The organism is Microbacterium sp. 05N427 (assembly GCF_056397105.1).
In genome coordinates this window covers 1-19195 of the sequence record NZ_JBFTMT010000032.1, presented here as the reverse complement: position 1 = coordinate 19195, position 19195 = coordinate 1, and the positions used below count along the sequence as shown (strand labels likewise).

General features: G+C 69.1%; 17 protein-coding genes and 3 pseudogenes. 4 read left to right on the top strand and 16 right to left on the bottom strand.

The features are described from left to right. Positions 1 to 276: 276 nt before the first annotated feature. On the top strand, positions 277 to 921 hold the full coding sequence (locus tag AC1DG4_RS19415; protein ID WP_477378749.1) for a pentapeptide repeat-containing protein: 645 nt from the start codon (positions 277 to 279) through the stop codon (positions 919 to 921). A 181-nt stretch (positions 922 to 1102) separates the two neighbouring features. On the opposite strand, the gene AC1DG4_RS19410 is transcribed toward AC1DG4_RS19415, so the two are convergent. From AC1DG4_RS19410 to AC1DG4_RS19385, 6 genes and pseudogenes are all read right to left on the bottom strand, one after another. Continuing rightward, a complete protein-coding gene (locus AC1DG4_RS19410) occupies positions 1103 to 2671 on the bottom strand; it encodes an ATP-binding cassette domain-containing protein (RefSeq protein ID WP_477378747.1) in 1569 nt (522 codons plus the stop codon). Then, positions 2668 to 3480: an ABC transporter permease gene (locus tag AC1DG4_RS19405; protein WP_477378745.1), complete on the bottom strand. Its 813-nt coding sequence runs from the start codon at positions 3478 to 3480 to the stop codon at positions 2668 to 2670. Before AC1DG4_RS19405 ends, AC1DG4_RS19410 begins: the two co-directional genes overlap by 4 nt. Further along, complete coding sequence (locus tag AC1DG4_RS19400; RefSeq protein WP_477379326.1) at positions 3477 to 4493, bottom strand: ABC transporter permease; 1017 nt, start codon at positions 4491 to 4493, stop codon at positions 3477 to 3479. The genes AC1DG4_RS19405 and AC1DG4_RS19400 overlap by 4 nt, the downstream gene beginning before the upstream one ends. 28 nt (positions 4494 to 4521) lie before the next feature. Then, positions 4522 to 4746 (bottom strand): hypothetical protein, encoded by a 225-nt coding sequence (locus AC1DG4_RS19395; protein WP_477421423.1) that lies wholly within the window; start codon positions 4744 to 4746, stop codon positions 4522 to 4524. A 108-nt stretch (positions 4747 to 4854) separates the two neighbouring features. Beyond that, positions 4855 to 5253 (bottom strand): annotated as a pseudogene (locus AC1DG4_RS19390) (ABC transporter substrate-binding protein); the annotation flags it as partial. After that, positions 5235 to 5741, bottom strand: a pseudogene (locus AC1DG4_RS19385) (ABC transporter substrate-binding protein); the annotation flags it as partial. The pseudogenes AC1DG4_RS19385 and AC1DG4_RS19390, both read right to left, overlap by 19 nt. Before the next feature lie 375 nt (positions 5742 to 6116). Here AC1DG4_RS19385 and valS point away from each other — a divergent pair. Beyond that, the gene (gene valS, locus AC1DG4_RS19380; RefSeq protein WP_477378742.1) at positions 6117 to 8720 is read left to right on the top strand and encodes a valine--tRNA ligase; all 2604 of its coding nucleotides are present in this window, start codon (positions 6117 to 6119) and stop codon (positions 8718 to 8720) included. Continuing rightward, complete coding sequence (locus AC1DG4_RS19375; protein ID WP_477378740.1) at positions 8717 to 8980, top strand: hypothetical protein; 264 nt, start codon at positions 8717 to 8719, stop codon at positions 8978 to 8980. The genes valS and AC1DG4_RS19375 overlap by 4 nt, the downstream gene beginning before the upstream one ends. 40 nt (positions 8981 to 9020) lie before the next feature. Here the strand turns inward: AC1DG4_RS19375 and AC1DG4_RS19370 are convergent, their stop codons facing one another. The 4 genes from AC1DG4_RS19370 to tdh form a co-directional block, all read right to left on the bottom strand. Further along, the gene (locus tag AC1DG4_RS19370) at positions 9021 to 9242 is read right to left on the bottom strand and encodes a hypothetical protein (protein WP_477378738.1); all 222 of its coding nucleotides are present in this window, start codon (positions 9240 to 9242) and stop codon (positions 9021 to 9023) included. Continuing rightward, positions 9239 to 9892 (bottom strand): helix-turn-helix domain-containing protein, encoded by a 654-nt coding sequence (locus tag AC1DG4_RS19365; RefSeq protein WP_477378736.1) that lies wholly within the window; start codon positions 9890 to 9892, stop codon positions 9239 to 9241. Before AC1DG4_RS19365 ends, AC1DG4_RS19370 begins: the two co-directional genes overlap by 4 nt. 159 nt (positions 9893 to 10051) lie before the next feature. Further along, positions 10052 to 11227, bottom strand: coding sequence for a glycine C-acetyltransferase (locus tag AC1DG4_RS19360; RefSeq protein WP_477378735.1), 1176 nt, complete (start codon positions 11225 to 11227; stop codon positions 10052 to 10054). Between the two features lie 9 nt (positions 11228 to 11236). Continuing rightward, the gene (tdh, locus tag AC1DG4_RS19355; protein ID WP_477378733.1) at positions 11237 to 12280 is read right to left on the bottom strand and encodes an L-threonine 3-dehydrogenase; all 1044 of its coding nucleotides are present in this window, start codon (positions 12278 to 12280) and stop codon (positions 11237 to 11239) included. Between the two features lie 87 nt (positions 12281 to 12367). Between tdh and AC1DG4_RS19350 the strand changes: the two genes are divergently transcribed. Continuing rightward, positions 12368 to 13270 carry a LysR family transcriptional regulator gene (locus AC1DG4_RS19350; protein WP_477378731.1) on the top strand — a complete coding sequence of 301 codons (903 nt, stop codon included), beginning with the start codon at positions 12368 to 12370 and terminating at the stop codon, positions 13268 to 13270. Between the two features lie 109 nt (positions 13271 to 13379). On the opposite strand, the gene AC1DG4_RS19345 is transcribed toward AC1DG4_RS19350, so the two are convergent. The 6 genes and pseudogenes from AC1DG4_RS19345 to AC1DG4_RS19320 form a co-directional block, all read right to left on the bottom strand. After that, positions 13380 to 14969, bottom strand: a complete 1590-nt coding sequence (locus tag AC1DG4_RS19345; protein WP_477378729.1) for an ABC transporter substrate-binding protein — start codon at positions 14967 to 14969, stop codon at positions 13380 to 13382. Continuing rightward, on the bottom strand, positions 14966 to 15958 hold the full coding sequence (locus tag AC1DG4_RS19340; protein WP_477420366.1) for an ABC transporter ATP-binding protein: 993 nt from the start codon (positions 15956 to 15958) through the stop codon (positions 14966 to 14968). Before AC1DG4_RS19340 ends, AC1DG4_RS19345 begins: the two co-directional genes overlap by 4 nt. A gap of 34 nt (positions 15959 to 15992) precedes the next feature. Then, positions 15993 to 16994, bottom strand: a complete 1002-nt coding sequence (locus tag AC1DG4_RS19335; RefSeq protein ID WP_477378725.1) for an ABC transporter ATP-binding protein — start codon at positions 16992 to 16994, stop codon at positions 15993 to 15995. Further along, a complete protein-coding gene (locus AC1DG4_RS19330) occupies positions 16991 to 17896 on the bottom strand; it encodes an ABC transporter permease (RefSeq protein WP_477378723.1) in 906 nt (301 codons plus the stop codon). Before AC1DG4_RS19330 ends, AC1DG4_RS19335 begins: the two co-directional genes overlap by 4 nt. Continuing rightward, positions 17889 to 18815, bottom strand: a complete 927-nt coding sequence (locus AC1DG4_RS19325) for an ABC transporter permease (RefSeq protein WP_477378721.1) — start codon at positions 18813 to 18815, stop codon at positions 17889 to 17891. The genes AC1DG4_RS19330 and AC1DG4_RS19325 overlap by 8 nt, the downstream gene beginning before the upstream one ends. Then, positions 18815 to 19195: pseudogene (locus tag AC1DG4_RS19320) on the bottom strand (gfo/Idh/MocA family oxidoreductase); the annotation flags it as partial. The gene AC1DG4_RS19325 and the pseudogene AC1DG4_RS19320, both read right to left, overlap by 1 nt.

Genomic DNA, 19195 nt, shown 5'->3' with positions numbered 1-19195 from the left:
CGTGCGCCGTCCCTGCGGTCGACGCCACTCTCACTGCGGCTGTGACGGGCCTGCCCCGCTCGGTTCTACTTGCTCCGGTCGCTCAGCCGATCGTTCCTGCGCTGAGCTTGTCGAAGCGTTCTTCCGAGAGCTCCCCGGTGATGGCCGGATCGATGCTCGTACTGTCCAGTCTAACGCCGCCGGATCCGCATCCGCTCCGGCTCGGATCCCGGGGCGGCGGGTGTGTAGGGCATCGGGCGATGAGCCGTTGTCGGCGACCGGCCCTATGGTCGTGGCATGGCCCGCAGCACCGAACGCCCCCTGCCGCCCCGCGTCTCGCCGCCGGATCTGCCGGACGAGCTCGACGACGGGGTGGGTCGCCGGCACGGCGACCATGTCGGCCTGCGGATCCCGCTGAGCGAGGATCTCGCGCACGCGCAGTTCGAGCAGTGCTCGCTGTCCGGCGCCGCGGAACGCGTCGACCTCGCCGGTGCGACGCTGCTGGACGTCGAGATCGTAGACGCGCGCACGCCCGTGCTGTCGCTGAAGGACGCCACGATCCGCCGGCTGCGCATCGCCGGCGGCCGGATCGGCACGCTGGATCTGTCCGGCGCGCACGTCGCCGAGCTGATCATCGAGCACGCACGCATCGACTACCTCTCCCTCGCGGCCGCCAAGATCCAGGATTCGCTCATCGCGGACTGCACGCTCGCGACCGTCGACGTGCCTGCCGCCACGGTCACCCGGGTGCGTTTCGAGCGCAGCACTGCGGATGAGGTCGACACCCGGGGCCTGCGGGCCGACTCCCTCGACCTGCGCGGGCTCGACGCTCAGGCCTTCCTCGATGTGACCTCCCTGCGCGGCACCACGCTGAGCCCCCTGCAAGTCGAGCTGCTGGCCCCGGTCTTCGCCCGCACCGCCGGCATCGACGTCCAGGACTGACCCTCTCCACTTCCGAGCCGTCCCCATCAGCGCACGCTATGGGCTCCGCTCACGGGGACGACCCGGAGGTAGAGCCCGCTGCTCCTGGCGCCACTTCCGAGTCGTCCCCATCAGCGCACGCTATGGGCTCCGCTGGCGGGGACGACTCGGAAGTGGGGGCACTCTGGAGCAGAGGGCACGGTCAGACGAAGGAATCGGAGGCGGCGAGCAGTTCGCGTGTGAAGGAGTGCTGCGGAGCGTCGAGCACCTGCGCGGCCGGGCCCTGTTCCACGATCGCTCCGTCCTGCATCACGAGCAGATCATCCGCGACCGACGCGATCACGCCGAGGTCGTGCGAGACGAGGAGCATGCTCAGCCCGCGATCGCGCTGCAGGCGGTCCAGCAGCACCAGGATCCGAGCACGCACGGTCGCATCCAGCGCCGACACCGGCTCATCCAGCACGAGCACCTCGGGGTCCGCGGCGAGCGCGCGCGCGATCGCCGCCCTCTGACGCTGCCCGCCCGACAGCGCGGCGGGCCGGCGCATGGCGAGCGTCGGATCCAGTCCCACTTCGCCGAGCAGCGCGGCGGTGCGCGACGCCCGAAGTCGGCGGGGAACGCCACCGGCCGCGAGCGCTTCCCCGAGCGAGCGTCCGATCGTCCAGCGCGGATCGAACGCACCCAGCGGGTTCTGGTGCACGAGCTGGATCCGCGGTCGCACGCCGGCGGCCCACACGACCGTGCCGGTGTCGGCGCGTTCGACGCCGAGGAGGATCCGGGCCAGCGTGGTCTTCCCGGATCCGGACTCGCCCACCACGCCGAGCGTCCGTCCTGCGCGCAGCACGAAGGAAACGTCGTGCAGCACCGGGCGGTCGAAGCTCTTCCCGACCCCGGTCACCGTGGCCAGCACGGGCGCGCCGCCATCGGGCGGGGTGCGCGGAGTCCGTGCAGATGCAAGCACCAGCTCCCGCGTGTACGGGTCCCGCGGCGCGGCGAGCAGCTGCGCCGCCGGTCCGTGCTCGACCACGCGACCGTCCCGCAGCACCACGACGCGATCGGCGATCCGCCGCACCGCCGCCATGTCGTGGCTGACGAACACGACCGCGGTCCCTGCGTCGGCGATCCGGCGCAGCAGCGCGAGCACCCTGGCCTGCACCGTCGCGTCGAGCGCCGTGGTCGGCTCATCCGCGATCAGCACCGCGGGGTCGGCCGAGAGCGCGCTCGCGATGAGCGCGCGCTGCCGCAGTCCGCCGCTCAACTCGTGCGAGCGCTGCCGAGCACGACGCTCGGGATCCGGCATCGCGACGTCGACGAGCAGTTCGCGCACACGCTCCGCACGCTCGGCGCGGGTCAGGGATCCGTGGAGCTCGAGCGGTTCGGCGATCTCGGTGCCGATCCGGCGCAGCGGATCCAGGGACACGAGGGCGTCCTGCGAGACGAGGGCGATGCGTGCTCCGCGCAGCGCCCGCCACCCGCGCTCGGGCAGTCTCCTCACATCGACGCCGTCCACCTCGAGCATGTCCGCCGAGACTTCGGCGTGCTCCGGGAGCAGCCCGAGCAGCGCCCGGACCGTGAGCGACTTCCCGGCCCCCGACTCTCCGACGAGCGCGACGCACTCCCCCGGCGCCACCGCGAACGAGACGTCGTCGACGAGGACGCGTCCGTCGATGCCGATCCGCAGCCCCTCCACGAGAAGTGCAGGCTGCAGAGCGGGGCGGAGCTCCGGCCCGCTCTCCGGCCTGGCGCCGCCCCCGGACTCCGCGGCGCTCATGCGCGCCTCCCCTCGGCTCGGGCCCGCAGCGTGCGGCCGAGGAAGGTCGCCGCGAGCACGGTCAGGGTGATCGCGAGCCCCGGGAACACCGCGATCCACCACGCCTGGCCGAGCACGTTGCGTCCGCCCGCGAGCATGAGCCCCCACTCGGGCGACGGTTCGGTGGGCCCGAGGCCGAGGAAGCTGAGGCCGGCCGCGGCGAGGATGCTGGATCCGAGGCCGATCGTCGCGAGCACGCTGAGCGCGCCGAGCACGCCCGGCGCGACGTGCCGCCGGAAGGCCGTGAACGGCCCGACACCGAGGATCCGCGCCGCCTCTACATGCTCGGCGCGGCGCAGCACCTGCGTCTGGGCGCGGGCGAGCCGCACGTACACGGGGATCGCGGCGAGGGTCACGCCGATCGCGACGTTCGCCATGCCGGGGCCGAGGATCGCGACGACCACGAGCGCCAGCAGGAACTCCGGGAACGCCATCAGCACGTCGTTCGTGCGCATCAGCGCCGCGTCGACGGGCCGCGGCGACACTCCCGCGAGCGCGCCGACCACGAGGCCCACCACGAGCGCCAGCCCCGTCGCCAGGACGCCGATGCCGAGCGACCGGGCCGCCCCGTGCACCACCCTGGCGTACACGTCTCGACCGCTCTGATCGGTGCCGAACAGGTGCCCTGGACCGGGCGGCAGCAACGCGTCGCGCACCTGGGTCTGCACCGGATCCGCGGGAGCGAGCAGCCCTGGCGCCACGGCGGCGAGCACGACCACCGCCAGCGCGAGCACGGCGAGCGCGAGCAGGCTCCTCCGCAGCAGCCTCATCGTGCGACCTCCGGACGCCCGGGAGCCGCATCGGCGACGGCGGTGGCCGAGGTGCGCAGCCGCGGATCGAGGAACGGCGCCGCGAGCTCCACGAGCGTGTTCACGACCACGAAGACGAGGGCGCTGAACAGGATGATCCCGGTGACCACCGGAAGGTCGCGGCCCGTGATCGCCGCGAGCGTCACCCGGCCGAGCCCCGGGCGGGCGAACACCGTCTCTACGAGCACTGCCCCGCCGAGCAGCGAGCCGACGAGGTACGCGCTCAACGTCAGCGCTCCGATCGAACCGTGCCTCAGGGTGTGCCGCAGCGTCAGCCTGGTGTGGTCCGCGCCGCGGGCGCGCACGGTCAGGGCCCAGGGCTGGCGCTCCGCCGCCTCCACGCCGTCGCGCAGCACCTGGCCGAGCAGGGCCGCGACGGGCAGGGCGAGGGTGACCGCCGGCAGCACGAGGCTGGCTCCGGTCCGCGAGCCCGCCACGGGGAACCAGCCCAGCCCGAAGGCGAAGACGGTGAGCAGCAACAGCCCGATCCAGAACACCGGCGAGGACAGCACGATCAGCTCGCCCGCCGCGAGGAGCCCTCGGGCGAACGGCCGACGGGCTATCAGCACTCCGGCGAGCGCCAGCAGCACGGCGATCGCGAGAGCGGCGCCCGTGAGCTGCAGCGTCGCGCCGAGCTGACGCCCGATCACCTCGCTCACCGGCATCCGCAGCTGGTACGACGTGCCGAGATCGCCGCGCAGCAGCTCCCCCAGCATCGACAGGTACTGCTGCCAGAGCGGACGATCCAGTCCCAGATCCGCCCTGATCCCCTCCTTGACGGCCTCGCTCACCTGGGCCTGCGGGCCGAGCATGACGCTCACCGGGTCGCCCGGCAGCACGCGGAACGCGAGGAACGACAGTGTCGCCGCTCCCCAGAGCACGAGCACGACCGACAGCACTGCGCCGCCGATCCGACGCAGGAGCGCGCCGGATCGCGGCATGGCGAATGCGCGCGACCGCCCTGGATGATCCATCACGAGCGGACGATACCGCGAACCGCGCTCACTTCACGCTGGCGCCGAAGAACAGCGGCCGCCCGTAGATGTCGAAGCCCAGGCCCGCCACCTTGTCGCCCACCGCAGTGATCGCCGAGGTGACGTACAGCGGCACGATCGCATCGTCCTTGGCGTTCCACTGCTGGATCTGCGCGTAGACATCCGCGCGCTTCGCCGCGTCGGTGGTGGCGATGCCGTCCTTCAGGAGCTGGTCGAGCTTCGGATCGCTCACCGAGGACGCGTTCTGGAAGCCGTCCGTGGCGAGGTGGCTGCGCAGGAGGTCGGGGTCGACGCCGGAGAAGTCCCAGTCCGTGATGTCGAACGTCTTCGGCCCGTACTTCGCGTTGTACGCGCCGGGCTCGAGCGTCTCGCGCGTGACCTCGAAACCGACGGCCTTGAGGTCGGACTGGATGGCGTTCGCGAGAGCGGCGTGATCGTCGGAGACCGGAGTCCAGGCGATCCAGTCCGCGGTCAGCCGCTGTCCGTCCTTGGTGCGGATGCCGTCGGCTCCGCGCTGCGTCCAGCCCGCCTCGTCGAGGAGCTTGTTCGCGAGGTCCTTGTCGAAGGGCCAGCTCTTCTCGAGGCTCTTGTCGTATCCCGGCGTGGTCGGCCCGAGGATGCTCCACGCGCGCGGGAACTGGCCGAAGAAGATCCGGAGCCGCTGCGCACCGACGCCTCCGGAAGGATCTGCACGCGGAGGGTCTTGAAGGCCGGTGCTTTCTCCCCCTCGGGCGCCCACGCGTACTTCGCGTTGCGGGTGTAGACGATCTCCTGATCCGGCGTGTACGACGAGATCCGGAACGGGCCGGTGCCCACGGTCACGTCCTTGCCGCCGGCGGCGAGATCGGCGGAGTGCTCGGTGAGCACCTTCGGCGCGTAGAAGCCGAGCTGCGCCGTGCTCGCGGCCTGCAGGAACGGCGCGTAGGGCTGCGAGAAGGTGACCTTGACCGTGGTCGGATCGACCACCTCCGTGCCCTTGTACAGCTCGCCGCCGAGCATGCTCGCGGCCTGCGCCGACTTGGTGGCAGGATCCGCGATCCTGTCGAAATTGGCCTTCACGGCGGAGGCGTCGAACTTCTCGCCGTCCGTGAACGTGACATCGTCGCGCAGGTGGAACGTGTAGGCGGTGCCGTCCGCGGAGACCTCCCACTTCTTCGCGAGCCACGGCACGAAGGATCCGTCCGCCTTCTGGAACACGAGCGAGTCCAGCACGGCGCGCTGCACCATCGCCGTCACGTCGAGCTGGCTGGTCTGCGGATCCATCTTCCCGGAGGAGAGCAGGCTGCCATCGACTCCCCAGACGATCTCGCCGTTCGCGTCTCCTGACGCGGATCCGGTCGCGGCGGAGCAGGCGCTGAGCGCGAGCGCGGCGGCCGCGGCGAGCGCGGTGAGGGGCAGGAGTCGACGCCGAAGCGGAGAAGGCATGAGGGATCCTCGGGGTGCGATGAGGGGTGCGGGGTGCGGGACACTCCAGGCTACCGGTTTGTGTACGGGGTGGATCTATGGTGGCCGTGCGCGCAGGCCCGCCCGATAGACTGTCGACACACCCCCACACTCAGGCACGCTCACACGGTGCCGTACACATCGCACGAGGAGAGACCCATGTCACAGGCGAACCCGATTCCCGAAAAGCCGGCACTGGAAGGCCTCGAAGCGAAATGGGGTGAGCGCTGGTCGACGGACGGCACGTTCCTCTTCGACCGCCTCCGGGCCGCGCAGAGCGGCCGTGATGGCGTCTTCTCGATCGACACCCCGCCGCCGACGGCGAGCGGCAGCCTGCACATCGGCCACGTGTTCTCCTACACGCACACCGACATCAAGGCGCGCTTCGAGCGCATGCGCGGCAAGAACGTGTTCTACCCGATGGGCTGGGACGACAACGGCCTGCCGACCGAGCGGCGCGTGCAGAACTACTACGGCGTGCGCTGCGATCCGTCCCTGGGCTACGACCCCGACTTCACTCCCCCGTTCGAGGGCGGAGACAACAAGTCCTCCCGTGCGGCGGACCAGCTTCCCATCAGCCGTCGCAACTTCATCGAACTCTGCGAGAAGCTCACGGAGGAGGACGAGAAGCACTTCGAGGCGCTGTTCCGTCAGCTCGGCCTGAGCGTCGACTGGACCCAGACCTACCGCACGATCTCGAACGAGTCGATCCGCCAGAGCCAGCTGGCGTTCCTGCGCAACATCGAGCGCGGCGAGGCGTATCAGTCGCTCGCGCCGACCCTCTGGGACGTCGACTTCCGCTCCGCGATCGCACAGGCCGAGCTCGAGGACCGCGACCAGCAGGCCTCGTACCACACCATCGACTTCCCGTTCGCGGACGGATCAGGTCACATCACGATCGAGACGACCCGTCCCGAGCTGCTGCCCGCGTGCGTCGCGATCGTGACCCACCCCGAGGGTCCGTACAAGCACCTCATCGGCACGAAGGTGCGTACGCCCTTCTTCGACGCCGACATCGAGATCCACGGCCACCACCTCGCCCAGCCCGACAAGGGCACGGGTGCTGCGATGGTCTGCACGTTCGGCGACGTGACCGACATCGTGTGGTGGCGCGAGCTGCGCACGACAGACGGCCGCGACCTTCCGAACATGACCACGATCGGCCTCGACGGCCGCTTCCTGCCCGACGCTCCCGCCTCGGTGGGCGACGCGGACGCCGCCGCCTGGTACGTCGAGAACATGGCCGGCAAGACCGTCTTCTCCGCGCGCAAGGCGCTCGTGGAGAAGCTCCAGGAGACCGGGGCGATGACCGCGGTCGGCAAGCCGTTCAACCACGCGGTGAAGTTCTTCGAGAAGGGCGACCGCCCGCTCGAGATCGTGTCGACTCGCCAGTGGTACATCCGCAACGGCGCCCGCGATACGGACCTCCGCGACCAGCTGATCGCCCACGGCACGGAGCTGAACTGGCACCCGGAGTTCATGCGCGTGCGCTACGAGAACTGGGTCGGCGGCCTCACCGGCGACTGGCTGGTCTCCCGGCAGCGCTTCTTCGGCGTGCCGATCCCGCTCTGGTACGCGCTGGATGAGAACGGCGAACGCGACTACGAGCGCGTGCTGACGCCCGATCACGCGAACCTGCCGATCGATCCGACGAGCGACGTGCCGGCCGGCTACACCGCCGAGCAGCGCGGTGTGCCGGGGGGCTTCGACGCGGAGGCGGACATCCTGGACACCTGGGCGACCTCGTCGCTCACGCCGCAGCTCGCGGGCGGCTGGGAGCGCGATGCCGAGCTGTGGGATGTGGTGTCGCCGATGGACCTGCGTCCGCAGGGTCAGGACATCATCCGCACCTGGCTGTTCTCGACCATGCTGCGCTCGACGCTCGAGGACGGCCGCACCCCGTGGCGCAACGCCGCGATCAGCGGCTTCATCGTCGACCCCGACCGCAAGAAGATGTCCAAGTCCAAGGGCAACGTGGTCACGCCGGCCGACATCCTCGACACCCACGGATCCGACGCGGTGCGGTACTGGTCCGCCTCCAGCCGACTGGGCGCCGACGCCGCCTTCGACCCGCAGAACCCGACGCAGGTGAAGATCGGCCGCCGCCTCGCGATCAAGATCCTCAACGCGGCGAAGTTCGTGCTGTCCTTCCCCGTCCCCGAGGACGCCGAGATCACGCACGCGCTGGACGCGTCCATGCTCGCCACCCTGGACGGCGTGGTGCGCGATGCGACAGCGGCGTTCGAGAACTACGACCAGGCCCGCGCGCTCGAGATCACCGAGGCGTTCTTCTGGACGTTCTGCGACGACTACCTCGAGCTCGTCAAGGAGCGCGCCTACGATCGCACCAACGTGGGTCAGGCCTCCGCGGCCCTCGCCCTGCGCCTCGCGCTGTCCACGCTGCTGCGCCTGCTCGCCCCGGTCGTGTCTTTCGCGACCGAGGAGGCATGGAGCTGGTTCGAGGACGGCTCGGTGCACACCGCAGCATGGCCGGAGACGCGCGGCGCCGAAGGCGACCCGGCGGTCCTCGCCACGTCGAGCAAGGCGCTGATCGGCATCCGCCGGGCGAAGACCGAGGCGAAGGCCTCGCAGAAGACGCCGGTGTCGTCCGCGACGATCGCCGCCCCGGCCGCCGACATCGCGGCGCTCCAGGCCGCGGCCGACGATCTCCGCGCCGTGGGCCGGATCACCGAGCTCAGCTTCGTCGAGGCCGAGGAGCTCGTCGTCACCGCGATCGAGCTGGCCCCGACCGTGGAGGCATGATGCAGCTCGGGACGCGCTGGGCCGCCGGATCCGAGCCGCCCGCATCGGTTCCCGCGGCCCTGCGCCCCGGCATCGCCGATGCGGAGGCCCGGAGTGTGGCCGGCGGCACGCTGAGCCTGCAGACCGGAGCCCTGAACGTGCTCCGCGGCACCTGGACCCTCACCTGGCTGGAGGGCCGGCCGATCGCCGAGCTCGACACCGGCTGGGAGGTCTCGCGCACCGCCTCGGGCGAGGTCGTGGTCCGGCCTTTCCAGGACTGACCATCTCCGTCGTCCTCGCGGGGCGCGCCCCGCGACGGCCTCAGCGCGACCGGGATCCGATCATCTGCAGAGCCTGCTCGAGCACGTAGGGATCCGCCGCCTTGCGCGCCTGCTGCTCGCGCAGCAGGTCGATGGCGAGCGCGCGTCGTTCTGCGCGACGCTCCATGCGGCGGCGGACGTGCCCGGTGATCGCGTCGGCGACGCGCAGACCCGTGCGCTCGGCGAAGGTGGGGGCGGCGATGTGCAGCGTTGCGGCGGTCATGACAGCTCCTCGGTCTCGGTGGTGCGGTGTTCCGCGGCGCCCTGCGGGCGACCGTCGGGAAGGTCGAACAGGTCAGCGCGGATCGTGACGCGGCGCACGCCGGGACCGGTCTGGTCCCGATAGCGCAGCACGGCCGCCTCGACGAGCTCGTCGATCTGCTGCGCGAGCTCCTGAAGCTGCGGCGCTGTCATGTCGAGCATCGTCGTCATGTGGTGCGCCGCGTCGCGCCATTCCTGCGGCACGTCGGCCTGCGGCCGGTGCAGATGATCCATCAGGCGCTGGTGCCGGTTGCGGAAGAACTCGTCCTCCACGATCTGCGCGGCGGCCCGGCCGGACGGCGTCATCGTGTCGTTCGGCCCGGAGAACGACATCCGCCCACGGGGACGCTCCCACCACCGCTCGCGGGCCGTGCCGCGCCCGGCGACCTCGTGGATGAGGTCACGCGCCGCGAGTGCTCGCAGGTGATAGCTGGTGACGCCCGAGCTCTCCCCGATCAACGCCGCGAGCGAGCTCGCCGTCTGCGGGCCGCGCTCTGCGAGCAGATCCAGGATCCGCACCCGCAGCGGGTGTGCGAGCGCCTTCAGTGCGCCCGCATCGAGCGTGCGCTCCTCAGCCTTCGCGTCCGCTCGGGGCACCTCGTTCTCCGTCATGCATGCAAAGATACCTTTGCAACCATCTCTTTGCAAGTACTTCTTTGCAAGCTGATCGCGGACCATCTCGTCGACGCCCCCTCCAAACACCGACGCCCCCTCGCAGGAGCGGCGCTCAGAGGGGGCGTCGGTGCTGCGAGGGGGCGTCGATGAAGGCGGTCAGGCAGCGGAGCGGGCGGCGACGAACGCCGCAACGCAGCGCTCGACCTGCTCCGGAGTGTGCGCGGCGGAGAGCTGTACGCGGATGCGCGCGAGTCCGCGCGGCACGACCGGGAAGCTGAACGCGGTCACGTACACACCCTGCTTCTGCATCTCCGCCGCGACCCGTGCGGTCAGCGCGGCATCGCCGAACATGACGGGCACGATCGCGTGCTCGCCCGGGAGCAGGTCGAACCCCTCCTCGGTCATGCGGCGGCGGAACAGGGCGGCGTTCTCCTGCAGCTGCACGCGCAGGGATCCGGATCCCTCGACGAGATCGAGCGCGCGCAGAGTGCCCGCGACGATCGACGGGGCGAGCGTGTTGGAGAACAGGTACGGACGGGCGCGCTGGCGCAGCAGAGCGACGATGTCGCGATGTCCGGCGACGTAGCCGCCGCTCGCACCGCCAAGGGCCTTGCCGAAGGTGCCGGTGTAGATGTCCACGCGGCCCTCGACGCCGCACAGCTCCGGCGTGCCGCGACCGTGCTCGCCGATGAAGCCGACCGCGTGCGAGTCGTCCACGAAGACCAGCGCGTCGTAGCGCTCCGCGAGGTCGCAGATCTCGGCGAGCGGGGCGATGTAGCCGTCCATCGAGAACACGCCGTCCGTCACGACCACCCGGAAGCGGGCGTCGGCGGCGGCCTTCAGCTGCTCCTCCAGATCCGCCATGTCGCGGTTGCGATAGCGCAGCCGGCGGGCCTTGGACAACCGGATCCCGTCGATGATCGACGCATGGTTGAGCTCGTCCGAGATGATCGCGTCCTCGGCCGAGAACAGCGTCTCGAAGACCCCGCCGTTCGCGTCGAAGCACGACGAGAACAGGATCGCGTCATCCGTGCCGAGGAACGACGACAGCCGCCGCTCGAGTTCGAGGTGCTGCTCCTGCGTGCCGCAGATGAATCGCACGCTCGCGAGGCCGTAGCCCCACTCGTCGAGGGCGCCCTTGGCCGCCTCCACGAGGCGCTCGTCGTCGGCGAGGCCCAGATAGTTGTTGGCGCAGAAGTTCAGCACCTCGGCGCCGTCCGCGACGATCTCGGTGCGCTGCGGACCGCGGATCCCGCGCTCGTGCTTGGTGAGCCCTGCCTCGTCGATCCCGGTGAGCTCGCTGGCGAGGTGCTGCTGAAATGCTCCGTACATCGTCGTCTCCTACAGTTCGGTCCAGTCGAGGATGATCTTGCCGGTGCCCGCGGAGGCGGCGGCGGCGAAGCCCTTCTCCCAGTCGCGCGCCGGAAGCACCTCGGCGATGATGCGGGTGATGGAGTCCCGCAACACGGGGCTGGTCTGCAGCATCGCGCCCATCGCGTTCCAGGTCTCGAACATCTCGCGCCCGTAAATGCCCTTCACGGTGAGCATGTGCGTGACGATCTTGCCCCAGTCCACGCTGAACGGCCCGGTCGGCAGACCGAGCATCGCGATCCGCCCGCCGTGGTTCATGTTCTCGATCATCGCGGGCAGCGCGCTCGGCGCCCCGCTCATCTCGAAGCCGATGTCGAAGCCCTCGCGCATGCCCAGCGCGCGCTGCGCGTCCGCGATGTCCTCGCGGGAGACGTCGACGACCGCGTCGGCGCCCATCTCACGAGCGAGCTCCAGCCGCGGAGCACTCACGTCGGTGGCGGTGATGAAGCGGGCGCCCACGTGACGGGCGATCGCGATCGCCATGAGCCCGATCGGGCCGCACCCGGTGACGAGCACGTCCTCTCCGACGAGCGGGAAGGCGAGCGCGGTATGCACGGCGTTGCCGAGCGGGTCGAAGATCGCGCCGAGTTCCGGCGACACATCGGCGTGATGCACCCACACATTCGTCGCGGGCAGCGTGAGGTACTCCGCGTAGGCCCCGTCGCGCTGCAGGCCGAGACCGATCGTGCGGATGCACATCTGCCTGCGGCCGGCGCGGCAGTTGCGGCACATCCCGCACACGATGTGCCCCTCGCCGGAGACCCGGTCGCCGACCGCGATGTCGTGCACCTGGGGCCCGACCTCGACGACCTCCCCGTAGAACTCGTGCCCGGGGATGAGCGGCGCCTTCACCGCGGAAGCGGCCCAGTCGTCCCAGCGCTGGATGTGCAGATCGGTGCCGCAGATGCCGGTACGCAGCACGCGGATGACCACCTCGTCGGGTCCGGCCACCGGGTCCGGCCGGTCGACGAGCTCGAGGCCCGCGTGGGGGCCGTCCTTGTAGAGAGCCTTCATGGTTCGATCCCACCGCGAACGACCCTGTAGATCAAGTCCGACTGTCTGGACAGAGCTTTAAGCATCGCTACATGCTTGACTGGACATATGCAATTGCAGCAGCTTCAGATCCTTCGCGAGCTCGGCGCACTCGGCAGCGTGACCGCCGTCGCGGAAGCCCTGCGGGTCACACCGTCCGCCGTCTCGCAGCAGCTCGCCGCGCTGCAACGCGGCGTGCGAGCACCGCTGACGCGGAAGCAAGGGCGCACGCTCGTGCTCACACCGGCCGGGGAGGCCCTCGCCGAGGCCGGCGCGGCCGCGCTCGATGCGATGGCAGCCGCACGATCCGCGGTGGACGAGTTCGAGGCGGCAGACGGCGGCGTCGTCACGGTCAGCGGCTTCCTCAGCGCGGCGCAGGCGCTCTTCGGTCCCCTGATCCGCGCGCTCGGATCCGGACCCGAGGTCCCGGCGGTCCGCTTCACGGACGAGGACGTCGCGCAGAGCGACTTCCCCGCGCTCACCGCGCGCTACGACCTCGTGCTCGCGCACCGGATGGAGCACAGCCCGCCCTGGCCGAAGACGGGGATCCGCGTGCTCACGCTCGCGACCGAGCCCCTCGACGTGGCGCTCTCGCCCGAGCATCCGCTCGCACAGCGGGCTTCGCTGCGCCCGTCCGACGTCGTGGGTGAACGCTGGGTGACCAGCCGGGCCGGCTACTCCCCCGATGACGTGCTGCGCACGATCTCCGCCATCACGAACCGTCCGGCGGAGATCGTGCATCGCATCAACGACTACGGCGTCGCCGCTTCGGTGATCGCGACGGGCGACGCGATCGGAGTGCTGCCCCGCTACACGTCGCCGGGCACCGATGCGGTGGTGCGTCGCCCGCTGCAGTACGTCGGCACCAACCGGATGATCGATGTCCTGGCCCGCCCCGAGAATCTGCGCCGGCGCTCCGTGCGGCTCGTCTCCGACGCGCTGAGCAGGGTCATGGCCGACCTGACTGGCTGAGACTCCGCCGAGGTACGACAGGATCCGGTGCAACACGGCGCGACGGGGCCGGGGTGCCCCTCACAGCACCCCGGCTCCGTCGCGCCTCACGGGCATCGTCCTGTCAAGCTCACTGAGTGCAGGTCACCTCGGTGCGGTATATCTGCATGTCTCCGCCCGCTGCGTGCGGGGTTATGCACTTCGTGTGGGCGATGTACATGACCTGCTGATAGAGGGGCTGCAGTACCTGGTCGGCCAGCACCCCATCCTCGGCTTTCTGCCAGAGCGCATCGGCCTGGGTGTCGTTGCCGGCGGCGAGCGCTTGCTTGACCTGGTCCGCAGCCGTCGGGTTGCTGTACTTCAGTCGATAGTTCGCATCGACGAAGATGGACGCGATCCACTCCGATGCACGCGGGAACGAAGAGCCCCAGAGCTGGATGCTGGGACCATCCAGCTCGTATTTGTTGATCGTGTCGGAGAGCGTGGCGGCGGGCACAGGCTTAGGCTCTACCGCGAGGCCGATCTCCTTCGCCGAGTTGGAGATCGCCAGCGCGGTGGCTGCATCGGTCGTGCTGCTCGAGGCGTAGTTCAGAGGAATGGATCCGGTGAAACCCGCCTTGGTCAGCAGCGCCTTCGCCGCATCGGGATCGTACTTGCAGTACTGGCCGCAGGCGCCCTCGCGATAGGCCGACACAGAGTTGGGCATGAGCGAGGTGGCGGGCAGGGTCGCGCCCTTGAAGAGATCCTTGGAGATGCTCTCCCTGTTCACGATCATCGAGAACGCTTGGCGCACCTCGATCGGGTACTTCGCATTCAGATAGGTCGGCCAGGCGATGTAGGTCTGCAGCGTGTTGCGATCGATCGCCGTCAGCCCCTCCTTGCCCAGCGCGTTACGGCCCTGCGCGATGAGGCCCGGCGGCAGACTGCGCAGCACGTCCGCGTTGCTGGCGACGATGTCCTGATAGGCCGTGTTCGTGTCGGTGTAGACCCGGAACGTGAGAGTGTCCGCGGCACCGTCGGGCACCCAGCCCTTGTACTTCGGGTCTTTGGTCAGCACGGCCTCGACCTGGGGATCGAGCGACTTCAAGGTGTAGACGCCGTTGCCGACAGGCTTCTTGTCATAGGCGAGAGGGTCTTTGAAGGCGCTCTCGGGCATGGGGCAGAACGCGAGCATCGAGAGGAGATAGGGCACATCGTTGTTCGGCGACTTCATCGTCAGCGTGAACGTGTCGTCGTCGACGAGCTTCAACCCGGAGAGTTCTGAGCCCACCGGCGCCCCCTCAGCCGGGTTCAGCTCGTCGTAGCCCTGGATCTGCTCGTAGGCGAAGTTGGACGGCATCGCGTTCGCGCCGTCGGCGACGAAATTGAATGTGTCGACGTACGTCTTCGCGGTGACCTTCGAACCGTTCGAGAAGGTGTGTCCCTTCGCCACCTTGATGGTCCAGGTCGTCTGATCGGTACTCTCGACGGACGAGGCGCCACGCATGAAGATCGAGCCATCATCCTTGATGCCCGTGAGCGGTTCGCAGAGCGCCATCGCGATCTGGCTGCCCGCGTTCTGGGCGCCGGTGATGCGCTGGATCTCGCCGTTGTTGACGGCCACCAGCGAAGTCGATCCGTCCGCGCCGCCGCCCGACTGGCCGAGACATCCGGTCAGCATTGTCGCGCTGGCGGCGGCGGCGACGATGCCCACCGCGATGCGCGTCGTCAATCTGGTCATGATTCTTTCCTTTCGGAGGGGGGTGAAATCGTGTAGACCGCGCCCACTCGGGAACGGCTGACGTCGGAAGCCAGATGACAGGCGGCGCGATGGCCCGCGGATCCGTCGGGCACAGGCGCTAGGGAGGGGACGTCCGTCGCGCATCGTTCGATCGCGGTGTAGCAGCGGGTGTGGAACGGACAGCCGGGGGGTGGATCGATCGGTGACGGTGGGTCGCCCTCGAGCACGACGCGATCGAGACGCTCGTCCGGCGCGAGTTTGCGTGGAATCGCAGACAGCAGCGCTCTCGTGTACGGATGCGCGGTGCGGTCGTACACGTCGTCCCCGTCCCCCTCCTCGACGACCTTTCCGAGATACATCGTCACGATCCTGTCCGACATGTGCTGCACAACATCGAGGTCATGCGCGATGAACACCATCGACAGACCCAACTCCCGTTTGAGACGGTTCAGCAGGTTCAGCACCTGCGCGCGCACGGAGATGTCCAACGCAGAGACGGGCTCATCGCACACCAGCAGTCGTGGCTCCACTGCGAGGGCACGCGCGATGCCAACACGCTGCAGCTGCCCACCGGAGAACTCGTGCGGGTAGCGCTGCGCCTGATCCGGATTCAACCCGACCTGAGCGAGCAGCTCCCGTACCCGACCATCGACCCGGGACGCCGGCAGCAACCGGTGCGTCTCGATCCCCTCTGCGATGGACTGGCCGACCGAGCGTCGAGGGTCGAGCGACGCATGGGGATCCTGAAACACCATCTGCACCTCTCGATGCAGAATGCGCGCACGATCGGCGGGGCGCATCGCCACGACGTCCGCGCCGTTCCAGCGCACTGCCCCCTCGCTGGGCGCCTCAAGTCCGCAGATGATCCGAGCGAGCGTGGACTTGCCGCAGCCGGACTCGCCGACCAGTCCGACCGTCTCGCCCTGCTCGACGCGGAAGTCCAAGCCGTCGACCGCACGCACGGGCGACCGACCGGCGGCCGCGAACATCGTCTTCTTCTGCCGGTAATGCCGACGGACGCCCTCAAGCTCCAACAGTGACATGGGCAAGCACCTCCTCACGGTGATGGCAGGCAGCCGCTCGATCCACAGCAAAAGCGATCAGTTGCGGCTCGATCGATGCACACTCCGCGGTCGCGTCTCCGCAGCGCGGGTTGAAGCTGCATCCCGGCGGGCGGTGCGCGATGTCGGGCGGAAGGCCGGGGATCGTCGGCAGCTCCTGCCCACGATGCGCCGCTCCCGGGATAGAGCCGAGCAGGCCCCGTGTGTATGGGTGAGCGGGACGACGGAAGACTTCGTCGATCGGTCCGTATTCGGCCACGCGCCCCGCGTACATGATCAGCGCGCGATCGGCGAGCTGACCGGCCACGCCCAGATCATGCGTGATCATCATCAGCGCCATGCGGCGCTCGGCCGTGACCTCCGCCAGCAGCTCCAGGATCTGGGCCTGCACGGTCGCGTCCAGCGCCGTCGTCGGCTCGTCGGCGATGAGGACATCCGGGTCGAGCGCGAGCGCCATCGCGATCATGATGCGTTGGCGCATGCCGCCGGAGAACTGGAACGGATAGTCGTCGGCCCGGTTCGCCGCATCGGGGATCCGCACGATGCGCATCATCTCGATCGCGCGCTCCCTCGCCTCTCGGCGTCCGAGCCCTCGATGCACCCGGTACAGCTCGGCGATCTGCGTCGACACCGTCTGCACCGGGTTCAGCGCGCTCAGCGCATCCTGGAAGACCATAGCGATCCGGGCGCCCTGCACGGCGCGCAACCGCGCAGCGGACAACCCGAGTAGGTCGGTGCCCTCGAAGAGGATTCGTCCGCTGCTCACCGTCGCGGCAGGCTTCGGCAGGATGCCCATGACCGCCTTCGCAGTGATGCTCTTACCGGACCCGGACTCGCCCAGGACCGCGAGCGTCTCGCCGCGGTCGAGCGCGAAGCTCACATCCTGCAGCGCGGCGATCGGCGCTGCACTGCGGGAGCTGCGGAATTCTAGAGAGAGGTTCTGCACCTCGAGCAGAGCAGTCATCGGCGGCCCTTCGGATCGAGGGCGTCGCGCAGGTTCTCGCCGAGGACGACGAATGCCAGCGTGGTCAGCCCCAGCATGGTCGCGGGAAACAGCATCAACAGTGGAGCGATCTGCCAGTTGCCGTCCTGGCTGGCGGTGGCGATCTGCAGGCCCCACGAGAAGGCGGGGAGCTTGAGGCCGACACCCAGGATGGAGAAGCCCGCTTCCGCCGTCATGCCGGCTCCGATCGACAGCGTGCTCATGACGATGAGTGGCGTCACCGCGTTCGGCACGACGTGCGTGCGAAGGATCCGCCACGGTCCGACGCCGAGCCCTCGCGCAGCCTGGATGTACTCGAGGCTCTTCACCTGCAGCACCGAGCCGCGCATGTACCGCATCGTCCCGGCCCAGCTGAACAGCACCAGCACGAGCACGATCGTCCATACGGTGCGGGATCGGAACTGGTAGAGGATGACGAGGCTCGCGATCCCGACTGGGATGCCCAGGATGACGTTCGAGATCCAGGACAGCACGGAATCGACGAGTCCGCCGAAATAGCCGGCGAGGGATCCGGCCACGAGCGCGATCATGAAGCTGATCACGGCGGTGAGCACACCGACCTGCAATGAGGTGCGTGCACCGTAGACGATGTTCGTCCAGTAGTCGCAGCCCTGGATGTCGAAGCCCATGATGTGTCCGGCCCCGGGGCCGATCCGCGACATCGCGAGGTTGCAGGAACGCGGATCCAGCGACGTGAACAGAGCGGGGAACAACGCCATGAGCGCCACCACGAGGATGATCGCGACTGCGATCAGGAAGAAAGGCTTCCGCCAGAGGAGGTGGAGGCCGCTGCGCGGCCGCTCACGTCGCATCCTCGCGGTGAGCAGGGCCATCGTTGACTCACGGCCCGCGGGATCAGACATGGCGCACCCTCGGGTCGATGATCGGGTACAGGAGGTCGACGACGAGCGCGCAGACCAGGTAGAAGAGGAGCAGGAACACGGAGACCCCCACGACCACCGGCCCGTTCTGCGCCTCGATCGCACGGGACAGCGTGCCGCCGAGGCCGGGAAGGTTGAAGATCGTCTCGATGAGTACCGACCCGCCGAGCAGGCTCGCCAGACTCAGGCCGAGATAGGTGACGACAGGCATGAAGGCGTTGCGCAGCGCGTGCACCCACATGATGCGTCCTGGCGTCAGCCCCTTGGCGGTCGCCGTCACGATGAAGTCCGAGCGCAACACGTCGACGAGACTCGTCCTGGTAAGCCGCGCCAACGGGGATGCAGTCTCCAGCGCCAGCACCATCGCCGGCAGGATGAACGCGATCGGGAAACCGAGTCGCACTCCGGAGATCGGCAGCCAGTGCAACTTGATGCCGAACACGTACTGCGAGAAGTAGGCGATGATGAAGCCGGGAACCGCCAGGAAGAAGATCGTGAACAAGAGGTTGAACTTGTCCGGCAGCCTGCCCTGACGCAGCCCCGCCCAGACGCCGAGGCAGACCCCGATGACGATCTTCAGCACGAAGGCCGACAGCGCCAGCACGAGCGTGTAGGGCAGCGCGGTCGCGATCAGCGTGGCCACCGCGTTGCCGTTGAAGTCGCGCCCGAAGTCCCCGCGGAGCACATTGACCAGATACTTGCCGTATTGCACCAGGAACGGGTCGTCCAGGTTGTACTGCGCTCGGATCGACGCAATGGTGGAGGGCGAGAGCCGCTTCTCCCCCGCGAGCGCCAGTACCGGATTGCCGGGCACGAGGAACACGAGGAAGAAGACCAGGAAGGTCGAGCCGATGAGCGTGGGGATCATCATCAGGACCCGCCGGAGGCTGTATCGGAGCATCAGTGACTCGTGGACTCGCGTGTGGGCTGGTGTGCCACGAAGTAGTCCCGGATCTCCTCCGGCACGACGGGGATCTGCTGCGGGCGGGAACCGGACCGGATCGAGAGAGCACCGGCCACTCCGGCCGCGACCGCATCACGAGCCGCCAACGGATTCGTATCGGTCGGCCGGCCGGAACGGACGAACTCCACGAACTCGCCCACCGTGAGCGGGTCCGCTCCCCCGTGCCCACCATCACCGCCATCCTCGATCGGATAACGGACATGCCCGCCCTCGAGATAATCGCTGCGCGCATTCCAAAGACGGATCTCACCACCCGTACCGTCATCGAAGTTCTCGATCCGCCCCTCCGTGCCGATCACCGTGTAGTTACGCCAATA